At 63.0% G+C, this 18,381-nt stretch carries 24 protein-coding genes; 11 read left to right on the forward strand and 13 right to left on the reverse strand.

The window, feature by feature from the left end; translation table 11 throughout:
* Positions 1-295: 295 nt before the first annotated feature.
* The gene (locus FJ490_RS07055; protein ID WP_140500528.1) at positions 296-436 is read right to left on the reverse strand and encodes a DUF1127 domain-containing protein; all 141 of its coding nucleotides are present in this window, start codon (positions 434-436) and stop codon (positions 296-298) included.
* Positions 437-631: 195 nt separating this feature from the next.
* Positions 632-1,642, reverse strand: coding sequence for an NAD(P)H-quinone oxidoreductase (locus FJ490_RS07060; protein ID WP_140500527.1), 1,011 nt, complete (start codon positions 1,640-1,642; stop codon positions 632-634).
* A gap of 121 nt (positions 1,643-1,763) precedes the next feature.
* Here FJ490_RS07060 and FJ490_RS07065 point away from each other — a divergent pair, with 121 nt between their 5' ends.
* The 3 genes from FJ490_RS07065 (at position 1,764) to FJ490_RS07075 (ending at position 3,584) form a co-directional block, all read left to right on the forward strand.
* Positions 1,764-1,958, forward strand: a complete 195-nt coding sequence (locus FJ490_RS07065; RefSeq protein WP_140500525.1) for a DUF1192 domain-containing protein — start codon at positions 1,764-1,766, stop codon at positions 1,956-1,958.
* Between the two features lie 83 nt (positions 1,959-2,041).
* Positions 2,042-3,289, forward strand: coding sequence for an MFS transporter (locus FJ490_RS07070; protein WP_140500523.1), 1,248 nt, complete (start codon positions 2,042-2,044; stop codon positions 3,287-3,289).
* Positions 3,290-3,320: 31 nt separating this feature from the next.
* Positions 3,321-3,584, forward strand: a complete 264-nt coding sequence (locus tag FJ490_RS07075) for a metalloregulator ArsR/SmtB family transcription factor (protein ID WP_140500522.1) — start codon at positions 3,321-3,323, stop codon at positions 3,582-3,584.
* A gap of 35 nt (positions 3,585-3,619) precedes the next feature.
* Here FJ490_RS07075 and FJ490_RS07080 read toward each other — a convergent pair whose 3' ends face one another.
* Both FJ490_RS07080 and FJ490_RS07085 read right to left on the reverse strand, forming a co-directional pair.
* Positions 3,620-4,276 (reverse strand): glutathione S-transferase family protein, encoded by a 657-nt coding sequence (locus FJ490_RS07080; protein ID WP_140517605.1) that lies wholly within the window; start codon positions 4,274-4,276, stop codon positions 3,620-3,622.
* A gap of 50 nt (positions 4,277-4,326) precedes the next feature.
* The gene (locus tag FJ490_RS07085) at positions 4,327-5,211 is read right to left on the reverse strand and encodes an alpha/beta hydrolase (RefSeq protein WP_140729270.1); all 885 of its coding nucleotides are present in this window, start codon (positions 5,209-5,211) and stop codon (positions 4,327-4,329) included.
* Positions 5,212-5,300: 89 nt separating this feature from the next.
* On the opposite strand from FJ490_RS07085, the gene FJ490_RS07090 reads away from it, so the two are divergent.
* From FJ490_RS07090 to FJ490_RS07100, 3 genes are all read left to right on the forward strand, one after another.
* A complete protein-coding gene (locus tag FJ490_RS07090; protein WP_140525761.1) occupies positions 5,301-5,822 on the forward strand; it encodes a helix-turn-helix domain-containing protein in 522 nt (173 codons plus the stop codon).
* Between the two features lie 76 nt (positions 5,823-5,898).
* Positions 5,899-6,132, forward strand: a complete 234-nt coding sequence (locus tag FJ490_RS07095; protein ID WP_140500515.1) for a hypothetical protein — start codon at positions 5,899-5,901, stop codon at positions 6,130-6,132.
* Between the two features lie 189 nt (positions 6,133-6,321).
* The gene (locus FJ490_RS07100; protein WP_140525760.1) at positions 6,322-6,753 is read left to right on the forward strand and encodes a heme-binding protein; all 432 of its coding nucleotides are present in this window, start codon (positions 6,322-6,324) and stop codon (positions 6,751-6,753) included.
* A 2-nt stretch (positions 6,754-6,755) separates the two neighbouring features.
* On the opposite strand, the gene FJ490_RS07105 is transcribed toward FJ490_RS07100, so the two are convergent.
* The 8 genes from FJ490_RS07105 to FJ490_RS07140 form a co-directional block, all read right to left on the reverse strand.
* Entirely contained in the window at positions 6,756-7,157 is a 402-nt protein-coding gene (locus tag FJ490_RS07105) for a hypothetical protein (protein WP_140500511.1), read from the reverse strand.
* 180 nt (positions 7,158-7,337) lie between these two features.
* The gene (locus FJ490_RS07110) at positions 7,338-8,291 is read right to left on the reverse strand and encodes an agmatinase (protein ID WP_140558870.1); all 954 of its coding nucleotides are present in this window, start codon (positions 8,289-8,291) and stop codon (positions 7,338-7,340) included.
* A 31-nt stretch (positions 8,292-8,322) separates the two neighbouring features.
* Positions 8,323-8,997 carry an amino acid ABC transporter permease gene (locus FJ490_RS07115; protein WP_181165382.1) on the reverse strand — a complete coding sequence of 225 codons (675 nt, stop codon included), beginning with the start codon at positions 8,995-8,997 and terminating at the stop codon, positions 8,323-8,325.
* A complete protein-coding gene (locus FJ490_RS07120; protein WP_140568180.1) occupies positions 8,994-9,653 on the reverse strand; it encodes an amino acid ABC transporter permease in 660 nt (219 codons plus the stop codon). The genes FJ490_RS07115 and FJ490_RS07120 overlap by 4 nt, the downstream gene beginning before the upstream one ends.
* A gap of 101 nt (positions 9,654-9,754) precedes the next feature.
* Positions 9,755-10,612, reverse strand: coding sequence for a transporter substrate-binding domain-containing protein (locus FJ490_RS07125; protein WP_140500505.1), 858 nt, complete (start codon positions 10,610-10,612; stop codon positions 9,755-9,757).
* Positions 10,613-10,614: 2 nt separating this feature from the next.
* The gene (locus FJ490_RS07130; protein WP_140500504.1) at positions 10,615-11,109 is read right to left on the reverse strand and encodes an Lrp/AsnC family transcriptional regulator; all 495 of its coding nucleotides are present in this window, start codon (positions 11,107-11,109) and stop codon (positions 10,615-10,617) included.
* Positions 11,110-11,455: 346 nt separating this feature from the next.
* A complete protein-coding gene (gene rpmF, locus FJ490_RS07135) occupies positions 11,456-11,638 on the reverse strand; it encodes a 50S ribosomal protein L32 (RefSeq protein WP_008834724.1) in 183 nt (60 codons plus the stop codon).
* 142 nt (positions 11,639-11,780) lie between these two features.
* Positions 11,781-12,542: a transglycosylase domain-containing protein gene (locus FJ490_RS07140; RefSeq protein ID WP_140500502.1), complete on the reverse strand. Its 762-nt coding sequence runs from the start codon at positions 12,540-12,542 to the stop codon at positions 11,781-11,783.
* A gap of 78 nt (positions 12,543-12,620) precedes the next feature.
* Here FJ490_RS07140 and FJ490_RS07145 point away from each other — a divergent pair, with 78 nt between their 5' ends.
* The 5 genes from FJ490_RS07145 to FJ490_RS07165 all read left to right on the forward strand — a co-directional run bounded on the left by FJ490_RS07145 (position 12,621) and on the right by FJ490_RS07165 (position 17,562).
* The gene (locus FJ490_RS07145) at positions 12,621-13,538 is read left to right on the forward strand and encodes a polyprenyl synthetase family protein (RefSeq protein ID WP_140558867.1); all 918 of its coding nucleotides are present in this window, start codon (positions 12,621-12,623) and stop codon (positions 13,536-13,538) included.
* A 70-nt stretch (positions 13,539-13,608) separates the two neighbouring features.
* Positions 13,609-14,364, forward strand: coding sequence for an SDR family oxidoreductase (locus tag FJ490_RS07150; RefSeq protein ID WP_140729272.1), 756 nt, complete (start codon positions 13,609-13,611; stop codon positions 14,362-14,364).
* Positions 14,365-14,569: 205 nt separating this feature from the next.
* Positions 14,570-14,788 carry a hypothetical protein gene (locus tag FJ490_RS07155; protein ID WP_140517598.1) on the forward strand — a complete coding sequence of 73 codons (219 nt, stop codon included), beginning with the start codon at positions 14,570-14,572 and terminating at the stop codon, positions 14,786-14,788.
* Positions 14,789-14,801: 13 nt separating this feature from the next.
* Positions 14,802-15,044: a hypothetical protein gene (locus FJ490_RS07160; RefSeq protein ID WP_140580068.1), complete on the forward strand. Its 243-nt coding sequence runs from the start codon at positions 14,802-14,804 to the stop codon at positions 15,042-15,044.
* Positions 15,045-15,222: 178 nt separating this feature from the next.
* On the forward strand, positions 15,223-17,562 hold the full coding sequence (locus FJ490_RS07165) for a response regulator (RefSeq protein ID WP_140625009.1): 2,340 nt from the start codon (positions 15,223-15,225) through the stop codon (positions 17,560-17,562).
* Here the strand turns inward: FJ490_RS07165 and FJ490_RS07170 are convergent, their stop codons facing one another.
* Positions 17,563-18,375: a Stf0 family sulfotransferase gene (locus FJ490_RS07170; protein WP_246672782.1), complete on the reverse strand. Its 813-nt coding sequence runs from the start codon at positions 18,373-18,375 to the stop codon at positions 17,563-17,565.
* Between the last annotated feature and the right edge of the window lie 6 nt (positions 18,376-18,381).

Raw genomic sequence — 18,381 nt, forward strand, 5'->3', positions numbered from 1 at the left:
GTGAACCGCTTCGACGCCAAAACAGAAGCGGACAGATCATGTGCTACCAAACCGGACAACTTGATTAGCTACCGACATGTTTTTGGGAAGGCGTTTTTGGGAACGCCCGTCGATCTGGCAACCACACCGGGGCAGATCAATCACGGGCGGCATGAAAATGGTGCCGCGAATATGTTTGGGGTCCAGAAAGACAAAACCCGCCGGACAGGTCCGGCGGGTTCGGAGCCGGCGACGAGCAAGCGTCTGCGGCGGCTCTGCTTTGCGACCCCGCCTTGCGGCGGGGCGGTTCTTGAAGTCAGATCGCCTGGCGGGCGATCTTTTCGATGTCGGCGCGGTTGATGCCGAGATCGCTGAGCTGGCGCGCGTTGAGGCGGTTCAGTTCGCGCACGGTCTCGTTGTACATACGCCAGTTACGGAAAGCGCGGATCGGGTTCATGTCAGTCCTCCAAATGGGGTGTTCGTTTCAATGATGCTCAAATAGTCATCATCGAGCGGCACTTGAATGGCTGATTTTGCATAGCAATGATGCAAATGCTGCATTGCACCATTAAGCTTTTGTTCAGCTTGCAGGCAGGGGCCGGGTCGCGGGTATGAGCCCGCCTCGGCCAGCCGGGCATCGGCAATGTTGCCGTCAGCCGACGTCGAGCACGATCTTGCCGATATGATCGCCTTCCTCCATACGCTCATGCGCCCGCCAGGCATCGGCAAGCGGGAAGATCATGTCCATGACGGGCGCGATCCGGCGCGTGCCGAGCAACGGCCACACCTGCGCTTCGAGCGCGGCTGCCAGCGCCGCCTTGAACTCGACGGTGCGCGGCCTCAGTGTCGAACCGGTATGAACAAGCCGCTTGACCATGATTTTCGAGAAATCGGCGCTCGCCACCGCGCCGCCTTGCAGGGCGATCTGGACGATCCGGCCCTCGACCGCCGCGGCCTCGTAGTTGCGCGCCACATAGTCGCCGCCGACCATGTCGAGGATGACGTCGGCACCCTTGCCGCCCGTCGCTTCCTTGACCGCTGCGACGAAATCCTCCTCGCGGTAGTTGATCGCCCGGTCGGCTCCGAGCTTCAGGCAGGCATCGCATTTCTCCTTGTTGCCGGCCGTAGTGATGACATGGGCACCGAAGGCCGATGCAAGCTGGATCGCCGTTGTGCCGATACCCGAAGAGCCGCCATGAACCAGCAGCGTTTCGCCTTTCTTCAAGCCGCCGCGCTCGAACACATTGTGCCAGACGGTGAAATAGTTTTCCGGCACGGCCGCCGCTTCCGTGTGGGTGAAACCGGCCGGCAGCGGCAGCACGCTGCCGGCATGAACCTTGACATATTCGGCATAGCCGCCGCCGGGGGTGAGCGCGCAGACGCGCTCGCCAAGGCGCCAGCGAGAGATTTCGTCGCCGAGCGCGGCCACTTCGCCCGACGCCTCCAGGCCCGGCAGGTCCGACGCACCGGGCGGCGGCGGATAGGCGCCCTTCCGCTGCTGCACGTCGGGCCTGTTGACGCCGGCGGCGCGCACCTTGATCAATATCTCGCCGGGACCGGGCACAGGCACATCGCGCGTCTCCGGTTTCAGCACCCTGGGCCCACCCGGCTCGGAGATCGCGATGGCCGTCATCCTTGCCGGAATTTTAGATCCGCTCGCCATGAAATCTCCCGTCTTTCCTCGCCGCATTCTTGCCGGCTGTTTGCATCGACGCCCCTGCCCTATGTATGCTCATTGGCAAATCAGGCAAATGGCCAATCGGTATGGCGGAGGAGGAGCACAAATGGCGATCTTCGACGACGAACCCAAGAAGAAGGCGCGTCCGCACGAGATCGGGCAGGACCTGTCGCTGCTCTCCGTCGGCGAGTTGTCGGAACGGATCGGCATCCTGCGTGACGAGATCGCCCGGTTGGAGGCTGAACTCAAGTCGAAGGACAGCACCAAATCCGCGGCCGAGGCGCTGTTCCGCCGCGGATAAGGCCGAAAAGACCCGCCTCCGAAAAGCCCGAATGCGACTGTCTTCAGACTCTGCGTCTCTCCTCGATTCCAGCCGGATCAAAAATGCTCGCAGCCTACAGACCGATCCTTTCGCTGCTTCGCGGCACCGCATTCCTCTTGGCGGCGTCGGGATTGCACGGCTTGCTGTTGCCGCTACGCGGCCAGGTGGAAGGCTTCTCCACCGCATCGCTTGGCCTGATGGGCACAGCCTGGGCCGGCGGCTTCGTCACCGGCTGCTTCTTTGCACCACGTATTGTGCGCCGTGCCGGCCACGTGCGCGCCTTCGGCGCCTTCGCCGCGTCCGGCGCCATCGTTGCGCTGCTCACCGGATTGGTCATCGACGAATATGTCTGGATCCTGTTGCGCGCCTTCACCGGCTTCACCATGGCCGGCGCCTTCATGGTCATCGAAAGCTGGCTGAACGAAAAGGCCACCAACGAGAATCGCGGCACCGTCTTCGGCCTCTATATGATGGTTACCTATGCCTCGATCATGGGCGGGCAGATGATCGTCGCCGGCGGCGACGTGAAATCGGCCTCACTCTTCATGATCACCGGCATCCTGTTCTGCCTTTCGCTGATCCCGACCGCGGTTTCGACCGCCTCGCACCCCAAGCCGCTCCAGGACGTCAAGCTCGACGTCAAGGGGCTCTACGCCAACTCGCCGGTCTCGGCCATCGCTTGCGTCCTCATCGGCATCGCCAACGGCGCATGGGGCACGCTTGGCGCCGTCTATGGCGCCCGCATCGGCATCTCCACCGCTGAGATCGCCTTGATGATGAGCCTGGTGGTGGTGGCGGGTGCCGCCATGCAGCTTCCGGCCGGGCGTTTCTCCGACAAGACCGACCGGCGCTTCGTGCTGGCGGGTGCCGCTTTCGGCGCTGCGCTGTTCGCGCTCTTGATCTTCCTGTTCGAGCCGCGCTCCGGCGTCTTCGTCATCGTCTTCACCGCCGCCTACGGTGCTTTCGCTTATACGCTCTATTCGATCGCCGTGGCGCATGCCAACGACCACGCCAGTGCCGAGGACTTCGTCAAGGTTTCGGGCGGCCTGCTGCTGCTCTATGGCTTCGGCACCATGATCGGACCCTTGCTGGCGGCCGCCCTGATGGGCTGGATGCGTCCGGAGGGCCTGTTTCTGGCGACCGCCTTCGCGCATCTTTCCCTGGCAGGCTACACGCTGCTGCGCATTAGCCGCCGCGCGCCGGTGCCGATCGAGGACCGCGACGCCTTCAAGACGCAGCCCGCCGACCGTTCGGTGACGCCGGAAGCATTGCGGCTTGACCCAAGAAGAAAAGCAGAAGCAAACGGTTGAGATTCGAAGAACTTTGCCCCACAAATGAGGCATGATGCTTTCCGACGCCTTCATGGCGATCGCCGATCCCAACCGGCGCCATCTCCTGGAAGAACTTCGACGCGGTCCCAAAACCGTCAATCAACTGGCAGCCGGGCTGCCGGTCTCACGTCCGGCCGTATCGCAGCATCTGAAGGTGTTGCTCGATGCCGGCCTTGTCCACGCCAAGGCCGAAGGCACGCGGCGCGTCTATACGGTGAGCAATGCCGGCTTCCTGAAACTCAACATCTGGCTCGACCAATTTTGGGAGACTTGATCGTTCCTGTTCAAACGACCGGTCACGCACCACGATCAGCCATCATTATAGGGGAAGAGCTTGAAATAGGGCTGCGCCTCCTCAATCACCTGGGCGAAGGCCGGCCGCTGCAACAGCCGGTCATGGTAGCGACTCACGGCAGGATATCTGTCGCCGAATGGCTCGACCTTGTTGGCGTAGAACAGGGCCGGCGAGGCCGCGCAATCGGCCATGGTGAAGGCGTCGCCCACAGCCCAGTTCCTCGACGCCATCTCCTGCTCGATGATCGCATAGGAATTGCGCAACTGGTCGCGCGCCTGTTCGACGCCGAACGGATCGGTCCTACGTTCCGGGCGCAGCCGGTCCCCGACGATCTTCTGCATCGGTTCCTGCACATAGAGATCGTAAAAGCGATCGGCCTGGCGAACCGCGATTGCGAGGTCGATATCGGCGGGGACGAGGTCGACCGGTCCGGGATAGTGCGCGGCCAGATACTCGATGACGAGGGTCGACTCCAGCACGGTGCGGTCGCGCGCATCGTCACGCAAAGCGGGCATCTTGCCCCAGGGCGCTATCTTCAGGAAGGCCGCTCGCGACTGCTCGTCGCCGAGATCGACGATGACGGACGCGAACGGCGTGCCGTTCTCGTAGAGCGCGATCAGCGGCTTCCAGCAAAACGAGGCCAGCGGATGATAGTGAAGCGTCAGGGACATTTTTGCTCACCTGTCTCGGGGTTCACGTCGTCTAGTACCGAAATGTTTACTTAACTATTGCCCAAACTTGTGGCGTCAGGACCGCGCTTTGAGTGCCAATCGGCCCGGATATGAGCAACGATGCCGGTGACGATCACATCCCAATCGTCCGGATGCAGTTCGTGGCCACCGCCTTCAACCCGGAGGAGTTTCGCGCCGGCGACCGCCCCGGCCAGCGCTTCGCCATGCTCGACCGGAAAGATGGGATCGGCCGTACCATGGATTACCAGCAGCGGCGCGTTCATCTCGTGCAGTCGGCCCCTCCATCGATCACTATCGCCCTTGAGCAGGAAATGATTGGTCGCGCTGAGCAGGCCGGCGGAGCGATCATAGTCCCGCTCGATGAAGGCTTTCATGCGGCCCTCGTCGAAGGGATGTGCTGTGCTGGCGATCGCCTTGGCATCTTTGATCATGAAGTCGATGACCTGACGGCGATCCGACCAGTCAATGTGCGCGCCTTCAGCCGAATGTTTGATATAGGCATCGCTGGTCTGCGGCAGGTACGAGGTGTCCACCCCCATCGGCGAGCTGCTGATCACGGTCAGCGACGCGACGCGGGACGGATGCTTGAGCGCCACGAGCTGCGCGATCATGCCGCCCATCGACATGCCGGCGATATGCGCCTTGTCGAGGCCGTGGCTGTCGAGAACGCCGATCGCATCGTCGGCCATGTCGTCGAACGTGTAGGGCGGCTCTCCCGGCGGGTATTTGGTCGAGCGGCCGGTATCTCGATTATCATAGCGGATTACGAACAGTCCCGCGGCGGCGAGTTTCCGGCAAAACGCCTCCGGCCACCACAGCATTGAGGCCATCGCTCCCATGATCAGCAGCAGAGCGGGGTCGGCGGGGTCGCCAAAGGCTTCGGATATGATAGTGGGGCGTCCAGTCTTCGTCATCGCGTGGCCTCCTCATCTGCTTGCATTCTGCAATCGGTTGCACCATAATAAAACCGATACAATAATGCAACCGGTTTTGGAGAAGTCGAATGAACATCGATCGCCGCTCGGGTTGCCCGATCAATCTCTCGCTGGAAGTGTTCGGCGACCGCTGGAGCCTGATCATCCTTCGCGACATGATTTTTGGCGGCAGGCGCCATTTTCGCGAGTTGCTCAACGGGTCGATGGAAGGCATTGCTTCCAACATACTGGCCGACCGGCTGAAGCGGCTGATGGATCTGGGCATGCTGACCAAGGCCGACGATCCTTCGCACAAGCAGAAGGCGATCTACAGCCTGACCGAAATGGCGATCACCCTGGTGCCGATCCTGGCCCATCTCGGCGCCTGGGGCCGCGTCTGGCTGCCGGTCAGCGAGGAATTGTCGATCCGGGCCGAGCTTCTGGAAAAGGGCGGGCCGCCGCTATGGGAGAAATTCATGGATGAGTTGCGCCACGAGCATCTCGGCACGCCCCTCGATGCAGCGTCCGGCCCCTCTGTACGCGCGACCCTGAAGGCCGCCTATGAGGCCGTGCTCGCCAGCAAGGCTCTCGGCGCCAATCCGGCCGCGTGACCAACTATTTTCCCCGTTGAATGGCCGGCTCTGCTACAAGAGGCCGAAAATCACGTCACGAGATTGGAACAGACTCTTGGTTGAGAACTCTAGGGATACTGCCCGCGCGCGCGCCGATCTGCGCTTCAAGAAGCAGGAGGAAGCGGCCACGGTCCGACAGAAGGCGATGGCCGAGTATGTCGCCGAGAGCGATGCCCGCAAGGTCAAGACCGACAAGCTGCGGGCGCTGCGGCTGGCCAAGGAAGCCGAAGACCTTGCCAACGCGCCGGCAGTGCCCGCCAAGAAGCCCGCCCGCGCCAAGAAGAAGTAGCACGCCGCTCCCGGTTGCTTCGTTGCCGGCCCTGAGCCGGTGGCCGTTGACCGCATTTGGTGGATCGCGGCATAGGCGCGATCCGGATCGGCGCGTTCACCCCGCTTTCCACGAAGCAATTTCAACCGGAACCTGGATTGCCTCGTTCGGCTGGCTGCCGATGATATCCGTTTCAAACAGGAGATCGCCATGACCGCACTGCCGCTCGACAAAGCCCTCGAGATCATCGACGCCGCCTTCGCCAAGGGCGCGGAGCTCAAGCTCAGGCCGCTCGGCGTCTCGGTGCTCGACGCCGGCGGCCATCTCGTCGCCTTCCAGCGCCAGGACGGCGCCTCGTTCCTGCGCCCGCAAATGTCCGCCGGCAAGGCTTATGGCGCGCTCGCCATCGGCATGGGCTCGCGCCGCGTCGAGGCCTTCGCCAAGGAGCGCCCGCATCTCATGACCGGCATCTCCGACGTCTCGGGCGGACGCGTGTTGCCGGTCGTGGGCGGCGTGCTGATCCGCGACAAGGCAGGCAGCATCATAGGCGCCGTCGGCATTTCCGGCGACAGCTCGGACAATGACGAAGCCGCCGCCATCACCGGCATCGAGGCCGCCGGCTTCACCGCCGATCCGGGCTAAGGCTAATTCAGGTTGATATCCCTGCTCGCCGACCGCATCGACACCGAGAAGCCGGCGAGCACGTCGAACAGCGCGATGATCATCAGCGTGAAGAAGACCGAGTGCGCGGCGCCCTTGACCAGCAGGAACTCGACCAGGAAGGCCACGAAGACCAGCGTCGACAACAGATGGTCCATGATCGAGGCGTTCGTAGTGCGCGCCGATTTCACGATCTCGACGAAGAGGAAGATGAGCCCGATCAGCACCATGAGGTCGCCGAGCGTCATCGAGAACACCCCGCCGGACATCATGCCGACGGAAAAGACCTCGCTTGCCCAGGGATCGTCACCGCTGCCGAATATTCCGAGCAGCCCGAGATTGTAGAGGACAAAGGGCACGATCAGCAGCGGGACGGCACCGAACATCTGGCGTCTCCATTTGGGGGCACCCCTTTGTAGAGTGCGCAACCGGCACGCCGTCAAGAATTTTCGCAGCACGCCCCAAACACGCTAGAAGACCGAATGCAACAACGATGTCAGCCGGTTGTCCGGCCGACATCTTTGAAATCGAGCCGCGGGATGCGTGACCGCGCACCCCGCTCGCGATCAGCGCTTGAAGTAGCCGGCGCGCACGGCCGCGCCGATGACGTTGAGGATGATATGGCCGGCCGTCATCGAGGTGATCTCGTTGACATCGCGCGCCGGCGCGATCTCGACGATATCCATGCCGACCAGCCTTCCTTTGCCGACCAGCCCCTTGATGAGTTCAATCGTCTGCCGGTAGCTGACGCCGCCCGGCTGTGGCCCCTCGACCGCCGGCATCACCGCCGGATCGAGGCCGTCGGCATCGATGGTGAGATAGTAGCGGCCGCCGTCGGGAATTCGCTTCAGGAGCGCCGCGGTGCCGATGTCCTGCCATTCATTGGTGGTGATGATGTTGGCGCCATAGGCGCGGGCGGCCTCGACCTCCTCGGTGCGCGCGCTGCCCTGGCCGCGAACGCCGACTTGGAAAATGTCCTTGATATGCGTCATTTCCGAGGCCCGGCGGATGGTGCTGGAATAGCCCTCCTTGACCCCGTTGACGTTGTCACGCCAGTCGAGATGGGCATCGAGCTGAACCAGCGTGATCGGACCCTCGCCGTCAAGCGCCCGGAAGATCGGGATCGGAATGCCGTGGTCGCCGCCGATTGTGATCGGCAGTGCGCCCGCGGCGCGGATCTTGCGAATCGCCGCTTCGGCTCTGCCGTAGTGCCCGACATGATCGGCCGCCGCGCCGGGAACATCGCCGACGTCTACCACCTTGATGTCCTTGCCGTCGAAGACTGGCCCACCGATGTCGAAATCATAGCGGTCGAGCGCCTGGCTGATCCGCTGCGAGGCGCGCCGCACCGCGGTCGGCGCATTGGTCTGGTCGTTGATCAGCTCGTCGATCGTGTAGGGATCGCCATAGGGCATGCCGATGATGGCGACATCGGCCTTCAGCGTGTCGAGGTCCTCGACCAGCGGGAAGTTCATGAATGTCTGGAAGACATCGCGCGGCGCGGTGGTGAGTTTGGACATGGGGTCTCCTCTGCGTTGAAGCTTTTTTGGATCAGGCGCCACGGCGGGCTGCGAGATGGGGCTGCAGCCTATGCTCCAGGCTGCGCGAGATCGCTGCCACGAAGGCCGTCAGCCCCCAGTACAGCAATGCGATGGCGGTGAAGATCTCCACCGGCGAGAATGTGCGGCCAATGATGTTCTGGGCCATGTAGGTGAGTTCCGGCACGGTGATCGCCGACAGGATCGCCGATTCCTTGATCAGCGTGATGGTGAGATTGGTGGCTGCGGGCAGGATGTAGCCGAGCACCTGCGGCACCAGGATCTTGCGGAAGATGGTCAGGTAGCGCAGTCCCAGCGCGTAGCCGGCCTCGACCTGGCCGTACGAAATCGACTGGATCGCGCCCCTGATGATCTCGGCGGAATAGGCGCTGGCGTAGGCCGACAGCGCCCCGATCGACACGACCACGGGCGAGAGCCTGACACCGAACATCGGCAAGGCGTAGAACAAAAGGAAGATCTGGATCAGGAACGGGATATTGCGGAATATTTCGACATAGGCCGAGACGATCGCCGTCGGCACCCGTCCGCCGCGCAGCCGGATCAGCGCCAGCACGGTACCGAGCGCGAAGCCGAACGGCAGTGCGACAGCGCACATCAGCGCCGTGTTGCCGAAGCCCTTGGCGAGTATGTGCCAGTTGTCCGCTATGACGGAAAAATCGAAGTTCATGCGCGTACGCCTTGCGCCTTGCGTTCCAGACGCTTGGTCAGCACGCTGCATGAGAGCAGCACGACGAAATACAGCACCGCCGCGATGCAGAAGGCCTCGACCGGCCGGTAGGTGACGTTCATGATGTTCTGCGCGGTGCGGGTCAGTTCCACCACCGCGATCACCGACAGGATCGAGGATGCCTTCACCAGCATGGTGAACTCGTTGACCATCGGTGGAATAATGGCGCGGAAGAGCTGCGGCAGGATGACCTTGAACCAGGTCACGGCAGGCTTCAGCCCGAGCGCCTTGGCCGCCTCGTACTGGCCGGCGGGAATGCGCGTCAGCCCGGCGCGCAGGATTTCGGCGACGAAGGCCGCGCTGTTGAAGCTGAGCGCCAGCACGCCGGCCAGGAGCGGCGGCAGGTCGATACCGACGAGGCCCGGCAGCACGTAGTAGACCATGAAGATCTGCACGATCAGCGGCGTGCCTCGGATGAAGCTGGTGTAGACCGCGCCGATCCAGCGGATCACGCGCCAGCGCGACCTGCCACATGCGAGCAGGCCGAAGCCGATCAATGTGCCCACCAGAAACCCCAGCGCCGAGACGCTCAGCGTGATGCCGGCGCCGGCCAGGAATTCCGGCAGGAAGGTCAGCGTCTTTGAAAAATGGAACATTTTTCAGCTCGAATGATCCCTGGACGTCCGGGCCATCCGAGACCGGCGCGTCCAATGACTGGAACCACCGGTCCGGCAGCGCCGGGCGCCTGGTTGGGGGCTTAGAGCGCGCCAGGCGGCAGATAACCCTCGTCGGGCGTCTTCATCTCGAACCCGAACCATTTGAGCTGAAGCTCCTTCAGCTTGCCGCTGTCCTTCAAGTCGCCGATTTTGGCGTTGATGAAGGCGCGCAGATCCTTGTCCTCCGGCCGCACCACCCAGGAGAGATAGGAGAATTCGCCGATCGAGCCGACGACCTTGTAGGTATCGGGAACGTTCTTCATCAGAACGGCCGCCGAAGGCGAGGCGATGACGATGGCGTCGACCTGGCCGGAGGCCAGAGCGACATGGGTCTCGGGGAAGGAGGTGAACAGCTTCATCTCGCCGACACCCTTGCCGCCTTTATCCTTGAGCTCCTTGTCATAGGCCTCGATGATGGGCTGCACGGAGGAGGCGAGTTGCGTGGCCACCACCATGCCGTTGATGTCCTCCGGCTTCTTGATGCGCTCCTCGTCGACGCGCACGACGACGACGTTCTCGAACGAACCGGTTGGCCGCGTGTAGGCGTATTTCGCCGCCCGCTCGGCGTTGATGCCGGTCGAGGTCGCCATCAGGTCGAACTTCTTGGCCAGCAGCCCTGGCAGCAAGCCTTGGAAAGGCAGGTTGAGCTGGTCGAGCTTCACGCCGAGCTGGCTGACCACATAGTCGAGAATGTCCTTGTTATAGCCGACGATCTGGCCGTCGCGGACGAATTCGAACGGCTCGAACGCGGCCTCGGTTCCGACAAGGATGGTGCCGCGCTGCTTGATTTGGTCGACCAGCCCATTGGCATGGGCGGTGGCAGTGAACGGCAGGAGGAGCGGCGCGGCGGCAAGAAGGGTCAGGACGCGGCGGCGCGAAGCGGAAAGAAACTCACCCATTGTTACCCTCTTTTTTCTTCGGTTTTGCTGTGCTGGTAAGCCCGGCCGCTATGCTTGAAGACGCGACCGATCATGTAGCTCTCGGAATCCTTGATCCCGGGAACGTTGGCCAGTTCACTGACGAGGAAATCGTGCAGGCTGGTCGTGGATGGCAAAGTGAGCTGGATGATGATGTCGAACGGCCCGGTCATGGCGTAAACGCTGTCGACGAACGAGTATTCCGACAGTTTTCGAGCAACGCTGATGATGTGCTCGCGGTCGACGTCGAGCCCGACAATGGCCGCAATGCCGACATCGCTGCGCAAAGGGCGCACGACCGCCTGGATGCAGATATCCGGGTCCTCGAGCACACGGGCCATTTTCCGCCGCACCGTCGCTTCGGTGACGCCGATGCGCTTGGCGATATCCACACTCGACATCCGCCCATCGACTTTGAGTTGGGAAAGGACGGCCTGCTCGGTATCGTCGAGATCACTTGTGCTGACGAAATCCCACATCGAATTCCCAATCTGTGTCGATTTCCGACTATAAATTCAAAAATCGCATAAGAAACCGTCTATGGCAATCCCACAGATTGCGAAAAACACCAGCGACGCTTCCTCCGGCGATTGCCGCGCATCGGGCTCACGGTTCGATCATTGGGAAAAGTCGTGTCGACCGAGTCGAAGGCGATGTGCGGTATGCAATCGGCCATGCCTCGAGGATGCACGATGAGGCGGCGTCCGGGCCGATCGGAGATCAAGGCCTGGAGACGCAGCTACGCTGTCGGTCGTCGGTCCCGACAGACGCAAAAAGACCGGCCAGCGGCCGGTCTTTTTAGCTCAAACATCAGGAAAGCTGGTCTCAGCTTTCCTTGGGCGTCAGCACCTGGCGGCCGCGATACATGCCGGTCTTCAGGTCGATATGGTGCGGGCGGCGCATTTCGCCGGAGTTCTTGTCCTCGACATAGGTCGGGGCCTTGAGGGCGTCTGCCGAGCGGCGCATGCCGCGCTTGGACGGAGAGGTTTTTCGTTTTGGAACGGCCATGGATATGCTCCACTACATGGTCAAAAGCCCCGCCCGCCCTCGTGAAAGGGCCGTGTCAGGGGCCGGAATCTGAGAAAGTCGGGTGCCTATACACGCCCGGTGCCGTTTTGGCCAGCGCTGCCCGCGAATTTTTTTATGTCGGCTACTGGAGGCAGCCGACATAAGCGCCGGATCGGCCGGCGCGCCGCTCGATCAGGTTGGCCAGCCTCCTCAGCCCCGGCCCGGGCTTGGCCGGGTTGCGGGCGATCGGATTTGGCAAGCTGACGGCAAGCAGCGCGGCCTGACGGCGCGACAGCTGTTTTGCCGAAATACCGAAATGGTGCCGCGCCGCCGCCTCGATGCCGTATATGCCAGGCCCCCACTCGGCGATGTTGAGGTAGATTTCCATGATGCGCCGCTTCGACATCACCGCGTCGAGATACACGGCCAGCGGCAACTCGACCACTTTACGAACCGTGCCCAGCGGACGAGACCACAAAAACAGGTTCTTCACCGTCTGCATGGTGATGGTCGAGGCGCCGCGCGTCCCCTCGCCGGCCAGCGCGTCGTCGACGACACCCCGCAATTCGCCGAGGTCGACGCCGCGATGGAAACAGAACTGTCCGTCCTCCGACATGATCACCGAATTGGCCAGCACCGGTGCCACGTCGTCGATCGACACCCAGCGGCGGTCATAGCCGGAGAAGGTGGCAAGATCCTTCAGCATCAGCGTCGACACCGGATGCACGAAAGACGGCAGATAGAGAAAGGTCAGCACCGTAGGGATAAGCGCCAGCACGGCAGCCACGACGATACCGCGCCGGACCCAGCGTTTGAGAGCACGACGGTTCACGCCACGGGATCTCGTCGCCATGTCCAGCTTTTCGGTTTCATGATCGACGATCGGTTCCGCCAAGTCGCCCAACCCGTGTCTCTCCCTCCCCCGGCATAATGGCGCTTGTCTTCTTGCGCAACGTCTGAGTGTCGGCTACCGGTCCGGGCCATGACGAATGACGATGAAATGGCGTTCGAAACGGCGCTCGTCGCACGGGCCGCCGCCGTCGAGACGTTGCTGCGGCGATTGCTCGACGACCGCGCGCTCACGGGCGAGATCGCGCGGCCCGAGCGCCTTATGGCGGCGATGCGGCACGGCGTGCTCAACGGCGGTAAGCGCCTGCGCCCCTTTCTGGTGATGGAAAGCGCGGCCCTGTTTTCCGCCGACGGCGAAGCGGCACTGCGCGTGGCGGCCGCACTGGAATGCGTGCACTGCTATTCGCTGATCCATGACGACCTGCCGGCGATGGACGACGACGATCTGCGCCGCGGCCAGCCTACCGTGCACAGGGCCTTCGACGAGGCGACTGCCATCCTCGCCGGCGACGCCCTGCTGACGCTTGCCTTCGACATCCTCGCCGACGAGACTACGGCGCTGCCGGCGGAGCGGCGGGCCGCCCTTGTGCTGGCGCTCGCCCGCGCCGCCGGGGCCGGCGGCATGGTCGGCGGCCAGACGCTGGACCTCGAGGCCGAGCGCATCGCGCCGGACGAGGCCGGGATCATCCGGCTGCAGGCGATGAAGACCGGTGCGCTGATCCGCTTTGCCTGCGAGGCGGGCGCGGTCGTCGCCGGCGTGCCTGCCGGGGATCGCGAAAGACTGGCCGAGTTCGGCTCGGCGATCGGGCTTGCCTTCCAGCTTGCCGACGATCTTCTCGATTTGACCGCGGATGCCGCACAGATGGGCAAGGCGACGGGCAAGGACGCCGCCGCCGGCAAGGCAACGCTGGTGGCGCTGCACGGGGAGGCATGGGCACGCGCCCAGTTGCATGGCCTTGTCCATCAGGCGCATGCGCTGCTCGAACCCTATGGCGAGCAGGCCGGCCTGCTGAAGGCAGCCGCGACCTTCGTGGCGACGCGCAACAATTGAGATCGGGGCAGACCCCGAGGCTTGGCGTGAAGGTTTCTGTTTAACGGGCCAATCGGGAGGATCAGGTTCGATGTCGACCAAATTGTTCGATCTCAGCGGGCGCACCGCCCTCGTAACCGGCTCCTCGCAAGGCATAGGCTTCGCCTTGGCCAAGGGTTTGGCCGAAGCCGGCGCCAGGGTGATCCTCAACGGCCGTGACGAGGCAAGGCTCGCCACCGCGATCAGGCAGATTCCCGGAGCGGAAAAGCTGGCCTTCGATGCTACCGATCATGAAGCGGTTCGCTCGGCGGTCGACGGTTTCGAACTGGACGGCGGAGCGATCGACATTTTGGTGAACAATGCCGGCATGCAATTCCGCGCGCCGCTCGAGGAGTTTCCCGCCGATGCGTTCGAGCGCCTGCTGCAGACCAACGTCGCCAGCGTCTTCCATGTTGGCCAGGCCGTGGCGCGCCATATGATCAGGCGCGGCCGCGGCAAGATCATCAACATCGCCAGCGTGCAGACCGCGCTCGCCCGTCCGGGCATCGCGCCCTACACGGCGACGAAAGGCGCGGTCGGCAACCTGACCAAGGGCATGGCTACGGATTGGGCCAAACATGGCCTGCAATGCAATGCCGTTGCACCCGGCTATTTCGATACGCCGCTCAACGCTGCCCTTGTCGCCGACCCTGCGTTCAGCACCTGGCTGGAAAAGCGCACGCCAGCCGGCCGCTGGGGAAAGGTCGAGGAACTGGTCGGCGCCTGCGTCTTCCTGGCCAGCGATGCCTCCTCTTTCGTAAACGGCCATATTCTCTATGTGGACGGCGGCATCACAGCGTCGATCTGATCGGCCGCGCCGAACAGGCAGGCGCGCCAAATGCTGCCCGATCGATAACCGGTTGACGCGGAGCTGACATCACTCGCGGCAGCATTCCGCTGTTTGGAGATACGCGGCTGCGGTGGCCTCACTCCCGGCCAGAGCGTTTGGGGACCTTGCGTCGGGAACAATTGCACCCGTCGCGACGTTCGGGACCAGAAGCAGGAGGCAACCCATGAACGACAACAAGCATCGCAAACAGCCGAGGCCAAGCGATCGCGACTTGCGCAACGATCCCGGCATCGGCGCATCCAAAGGCACCATCAAGGGTGGCGACATTCTTGACGACGACGAGGAACTCGATGGCGAAAATACTTTTCGGGGCGATGTCGAGAACGACACCACCCCGCAAGGCGGTGTGAACCCCGACCAGACCGGCCGGACGAACAAATAGAGGGAGATATCCCATGACCGGCAAGAAGACCCACGAACAGCAGGTGCGAATCATCGAGGAGCGGGTGAACACCAAGAATGCGGACAAGAACTTCAACGCCGAGGACGAACTGAAGCGGTCGAAGCAGGAAAGAACGGCTCGCCAGCAGGGCCAGTCGCTCAGGGGCGGCGACGTCGATCTGGTCGATGCCGATGACCGTGAAATGCTTCGCGGCTCGAACCAGGAATCCCGGCATCACAAACGGCCCGCGGATTGAAATAATATCCGAAGCTTGACCGTCCCTTGAAGTGGCCGCGGCCCTTCATCTCGGCGCAGCCGGCAGGCTACATGGGAGGCTGCGGGAATCCGAAATTCTCGGTCGCCAGAACGAAATCTTAATGTAAATCAAGCGTAATCCCGACCGTTAAAATAATGCGTATGTGTTGGGGTTGCGCATGCCGGAATATTCTTCCTTCATACGGTCCATCCGGAGCCGTTATCTCTCAGGATTGCTGATCTTCGCGTTGGCTTCGCTGGCGATCATGCTCGCACTTGATCGCGTCAATTCCTTCCGCCACCAGATCGATGCCCTGAGCAGCAACCTTGTCATCTTTACCCGCGATCTGCGCAACGCGACCAGCTTCGCCGAGACGACGGGAACCGCCTGGCGAGCGGAGACGCGCGATGCGCTGACCGCGTCGGCGCGCGGCCATTCGGAACGCCTGACCAGCGAGATTGGGACGCTTGCGGCCCAGATCGCCGCATTGCGTCCACGCCTGTCGACAAAGACGATCAACGAGCTCGAATCCGCTTCGGTCAATGGCGACCTGTTCTGGTCTCCGCGCGACATGATTCGAAACTTCAACCTGATGTCGGTGGCGCAGAAGGTCGATGAGTGGAGCTATCGCGAAATCCGCAACCAGAACGACCTGTTTGCCCAGCCGATGCTGGTCCGCGTCCGCACCGCCATGGACGACGAGCGTCATTTGGCCGATGCCTCCAGTGACCGGCTGCTGCTGTGGGCGAGCGGATTGCTGTTCGCGGTGCTCTCCATCGCCGCTTTCTGGATCTTCCGGCCGATGGAGCAAGCCATCCGCCGCGCCTTCGCCGAATCCGCCGAGTCGCTGTTCAAGGCCGAGGCGGCCGACCGCGCCAAATCGGAATTCCTCGCCAATATGAGCCACGAAATCCGCACGCCGATGAACGGCGTGCTCGGCATGGCCGAGCTGCTGGCCAAGACCGAGCTGACCGCGCGCCAGAAGACCTTCACCGACGTCATCGTCAAATCCGGCAACGCGCTGCTCACCATCATCAACGACATCCTCGATTTCTCCAAGATCAATGCCGGCCAGCTCACGCTCGACCCGGCGCCGTTCCGCCTTGCCGAGGCGGTCGAGGATGTGGCCACGCTCGTCTCCGCCCATGTCGCCGAAAAGAACCTCGAACTGATCGTGCGCGTCGACCCGCGCCTGCCGGCCTACGTCGTCGGCGACGCCGGGCGGTTCCGCCAGATCGTCACCAACCTGCTCGGCAACGCGGTGAAGTTCACCGAGAAGGGCCATGTGCTGATCGACGTCGGCGGCGAAACCGTCAATGATGTCGTCCAGCTCAAGCTGCGCGTCGAGGACACCGGCATCGGCATCCCGGCCGAGAAGTTGCAGAACGTGTTCGAGAAATTCGCCCAGGTCGACGGCTCCTCGACCCGCCGTCACGAGGGCACCGGCCTCGGTCTCGCCATCGCCGCCCGCCTCGTCGACCTGATGGCCGGCAAGATCGGCGTCGAGAGCGAGATCGGCCGCGGCTCCGTATTCTGGTTCGCGGTGCCCCTGCCCGTGCATCGTGCCGAGGCTCGCGACGAGATCGTGCCGGTCGACGTCACCGGCGCCCGCGTTCTGGTCATCGACGACAATCCGGTCAACCGCGAGATCCTGCTCGAACAGCTCAGGAGCTGGAGCTTCGACTGCGCCGCCGCCGAAAGCGGTGCGGTCGGCCTGGCTTTCCTCGACCGCGCCTGCCAGCTGGGGGCCGCCGTCGATTGCATCATCCTCGATTACCAGATGCCCGGTATGAACGGCGCCGATGTCGCGAAAGCCATTGCCGCCGACAGCCGGCTGTCGGCCATACCGGTCGTGCTCCTGACCTCGGTCGACCAGGTCGATTTCGGCAAGATGATCATTGATTTCGGCATTGCCGCGCACCTGACCAAGCCGGCGCGCTCCGCGGTCCTGCTCGGCACCGTCATCTCGGTCGTCCAGAAAGCCCGCTCGCAGGTCGGCAGGGCGCAGTTCGTTCGCGAACCTGTACCGGCGCTGCCGCAGGCGGCGCCGCCCGCTTTTACCGTCATCCGCGGCCCGGCAATGCCGGCCGTCCCCGTGCCGGAACCGACGGTCGCGCCGAATGGTCCGATCGACATCCTCATCGCCGAGGACAACGAGGTGAACCAGCTGGTGTTCGGCCAGATTCTCAACGGGTTGGGCTTGAGCTATCGTATAGCCGGCAACGGCCGCACGGCGGTCGAGATGTACCGCTCGTTGCGCCCGAGGCTGATCCTGATGGACGTCTCCATGCCGGAGATGAACGGTTACGAGGCGACCCGCGCCATCCGGGCGACGGAGGCCTCGGATGGCAGCCACATTCCGATCATCGGCGTCACCGCGCATGCGCTGAAGGGCGACCGCGACAAGTGCATCGAAGCCGGCATGGACGACTATCTGCCGAAGCCGGTTTCACCCGACCGCCTCGGCGCCAAGATCGGCACCTGGCTCAGCGAAACGGTGGTGGCGAAGACGGCATAGCTATACCGTCGACGCCTCGGACGCCGCATCCAGATGATAACGGCGCATCCAGTTGAGGCTTGTCTCGTCGGCAAGCCTTGCGACGCCGGGTCTTATATCCCCAGCATCCGGTGCCTGAACCCCCAAGGCGTCGCAAACGGACGCCAACGTTGCAACCGGATCGCTCGACAGGCGCTCATAGCCGATCCGCAGCGGGATTACCTCTTGCTCCGCGAACCACATGTTCCAGGCAGTGTCATAACCATCGAGCCCGGCAACCTCATCCTTGATCCGCCCGAAATCATATCGAGGTTCCCGGGGAGGCCCCACCCTTTCCAGTTCGGTGCCATCGGGAGCGACATGCCAAAGGCCGGTTTGCTGCGCCTTGACCAGCGATACGGCCTGCGCAAGCTTGTCCTCGCGTGACAGATGTATGTAGAGAACACGGCCAAAAGCCCTCTCGAAACGAGCTTTATCCGAGACAAGCCCCGGGAAAATCCGGTCGAGTATCGCTGAAAGCTCATCCAGATTCTCTCGCATCAGGCGCAGGCCGAAAATGCCGGTCCCACCCTTGCCGGCGGCGATGGCCGCATTGAGATAGGCGGCATTGAATTCGAGTTCGCCCATCGTGTCGCGGCCGGGCAGCCCCCACTCTTCGGCCCATTCGGGCACGTCCTGCCGCCGATAGAACGAATGAGGATCGCCCGCCGCCTTCGTGGAGGCCAGGAGCTTGCACAGCAAAGTGCTTCCGGTCCTGGGCGTGCCGCAGATGACATATGCGTCGACCATCCTGCGGCCCTCATTGCTCGTTGAAGGCAGGGCAATGCCGGCCAATCCAGG

Source organism: Mesorhizobium sp. B2-5-11 (assembly GCF_006440835.1).
Lineage (GTDB): Bacteria > Pseudomonadota > Alphaproteobacteria > Rhizobiales > Rhizobiaceae > Mesorhizobium.

What these genes read in the sequence shown, in the direction of transcription:
- FJ490_RS07120 (WP_140568180.1), bottom strand. Translation starts at nt 9,653, where the DNA reads ATGTTCCATTTTTCAAAGACGCTGACCTTCCTGCCGGAATTCCTGGCC.
- FJ490_RS07060 (WP_140500527.1), bottom strand. Translation starts at nt 1,642, where the DNA reads ATGGCGAGCGGATCTAAAATTCCGGCAAGGATGACGGCCATCGCGATC.
- FJ490_RS07165 (WP_140625009.1), top strand. Translation starts at nt 15,223, where the DNA reads ATGCCGGAATATTCTTCCTTCATACGGTCCATCCGGAGCCGTTATCTC.
- FJ490_RS07075 (WP_140500522.1), top strand. Translation starts at nt 3,321, where the DNA reads ATGATGCTTTCCGACGCCTTCATGGCGATCGCCGATCCCAACCGGCGC.
- FJ490_RS07100 (WP_140525760.1), top strand. Translation starts at nt 6,322, where the DNA reads ATGACCGCACTGCCGCTCGACAAAGCCCTCGAGATCATCGACGCCGCC.
- FJ490_RS07080 (WP_140517605.1), bottom strand. Translation starts at nt 4,276, where the DNA reads ATGTCCCTGACGCTTCACTATCATCCGCTGGCCTCGTTTTGCTGGAAG.
- FJ490_RS07055 (WP_140500528.1), bottom strand. Translation starts at nt 436, where the DNA reads ATGAACCCGATCCGCGCTTTCCGTAACTGGCGTATGTACAACGAGACC.
- FJ490_RS07125 (WP_140500505.1), bottom strand. Translation starts at nt 10,612, where the DNA reads ATGGGTGAGTTTCTTTCCGCTTCGCGCCGCCGCGTCCTGACCCTTCTT.
- FJ490_RS07150 (WP_140729272.1), top strand. Translation starts at nt 13,609, where the DNA reads ATGTCGACCAAATTGTTCGATCTCAGCGGGCGCACCGCCCTCGTAACC.
- FJ490_RS07160 (WP_140580068.1), top strand. Translation starts at nt 14,802, where the DNA reads ATGACCGGCAAGAAGACCCACGAACAGCAGGTGCGAATCATCGAGGAG.
- FJ490_RS07115 (WP_181165382.1), bottom strand. Translation starts at nt 8,997, where the DNA reads ATGAACTTCGATTTTTCCGTCATAGCGGACAACTGGCACATACTCGCC.
- FJ490_RS07130 (WP_140500504.1), bottom strand. Translation starts at nt 11,109, where the DNA reads ATGTGGGATTTCGTCAGCACAAGTGATCTCGACGATACCGAGCAGGCC.
- FJ490_RS07070 (WP_140500523.1), top strand. Translation starts at nt 2,042, where the DNA reads ATGCTCGCAGCCTACAGACCGATCCTTTCGCTGCTTCGCGGCACCGCA.
- FJ490_RS07065 (WP_140500525.1), top strand. Translation starts at nt 1,764, where the DNA reads ATGGCGATCTTCGACGACGAACCCAAGAAGAAGGCGCGTCCGCACGAG.
- FJ490_RS07155 (WP_140517598.1), top strand. Translation starts at nt 14,570, where the DNA reads ATGAACGACAACAAGCATCGCAAACAGCCGAGGCCAAGCGATCGCGAC.
- rpmF (WP_008834724.1), bottom strand. Translation starts at nt 11,638, where the DNA reads ATGGCCGTTCCAAAACGAAAAACCTCTCCGTCCAAGCGCGGCATGCGC.
- FJ490_RS07085 (WP_140729270.1), bottom strand. Translation starts at nt 5,211, where the DNA reads ATGACGAAGACTGGACGCCCCACTATCATATCCGAAGCCTTTGGCGAC.
- FJ490_RS07105 (WP_140500511.1), bottom strand. Translation starts at nt 7,157, where the DNA reads ATGTTCGGTGCCGTCCCGCTGCTGATCGTGCCCTTTGTCCTCTACAAT.
- FJ490_RS07090 (WP_140525761.1), top strand. Translation starts at nt 5,301, where the DNA reads ATGAACATCGATCGCCGCTCGGGTTGCCCGATCAATCTCTCGCTGGAA.
- FJ490_RS07145 (WP_140558867.1), top strand. Translation starts at nt 12,621, where the DNA reads ATGACGAATGACGATGAAATGGCGTTCGAAACGGCGCTCGTCGCACGG.
- FJ490_RS07110 (WP_140558870.1), bottom strand. Translation starts at nt 8,291, where the DNA reads ATGTCCAAACTCACCACCGCGCCGCGCGATGTCTTCCAGACATTCATG.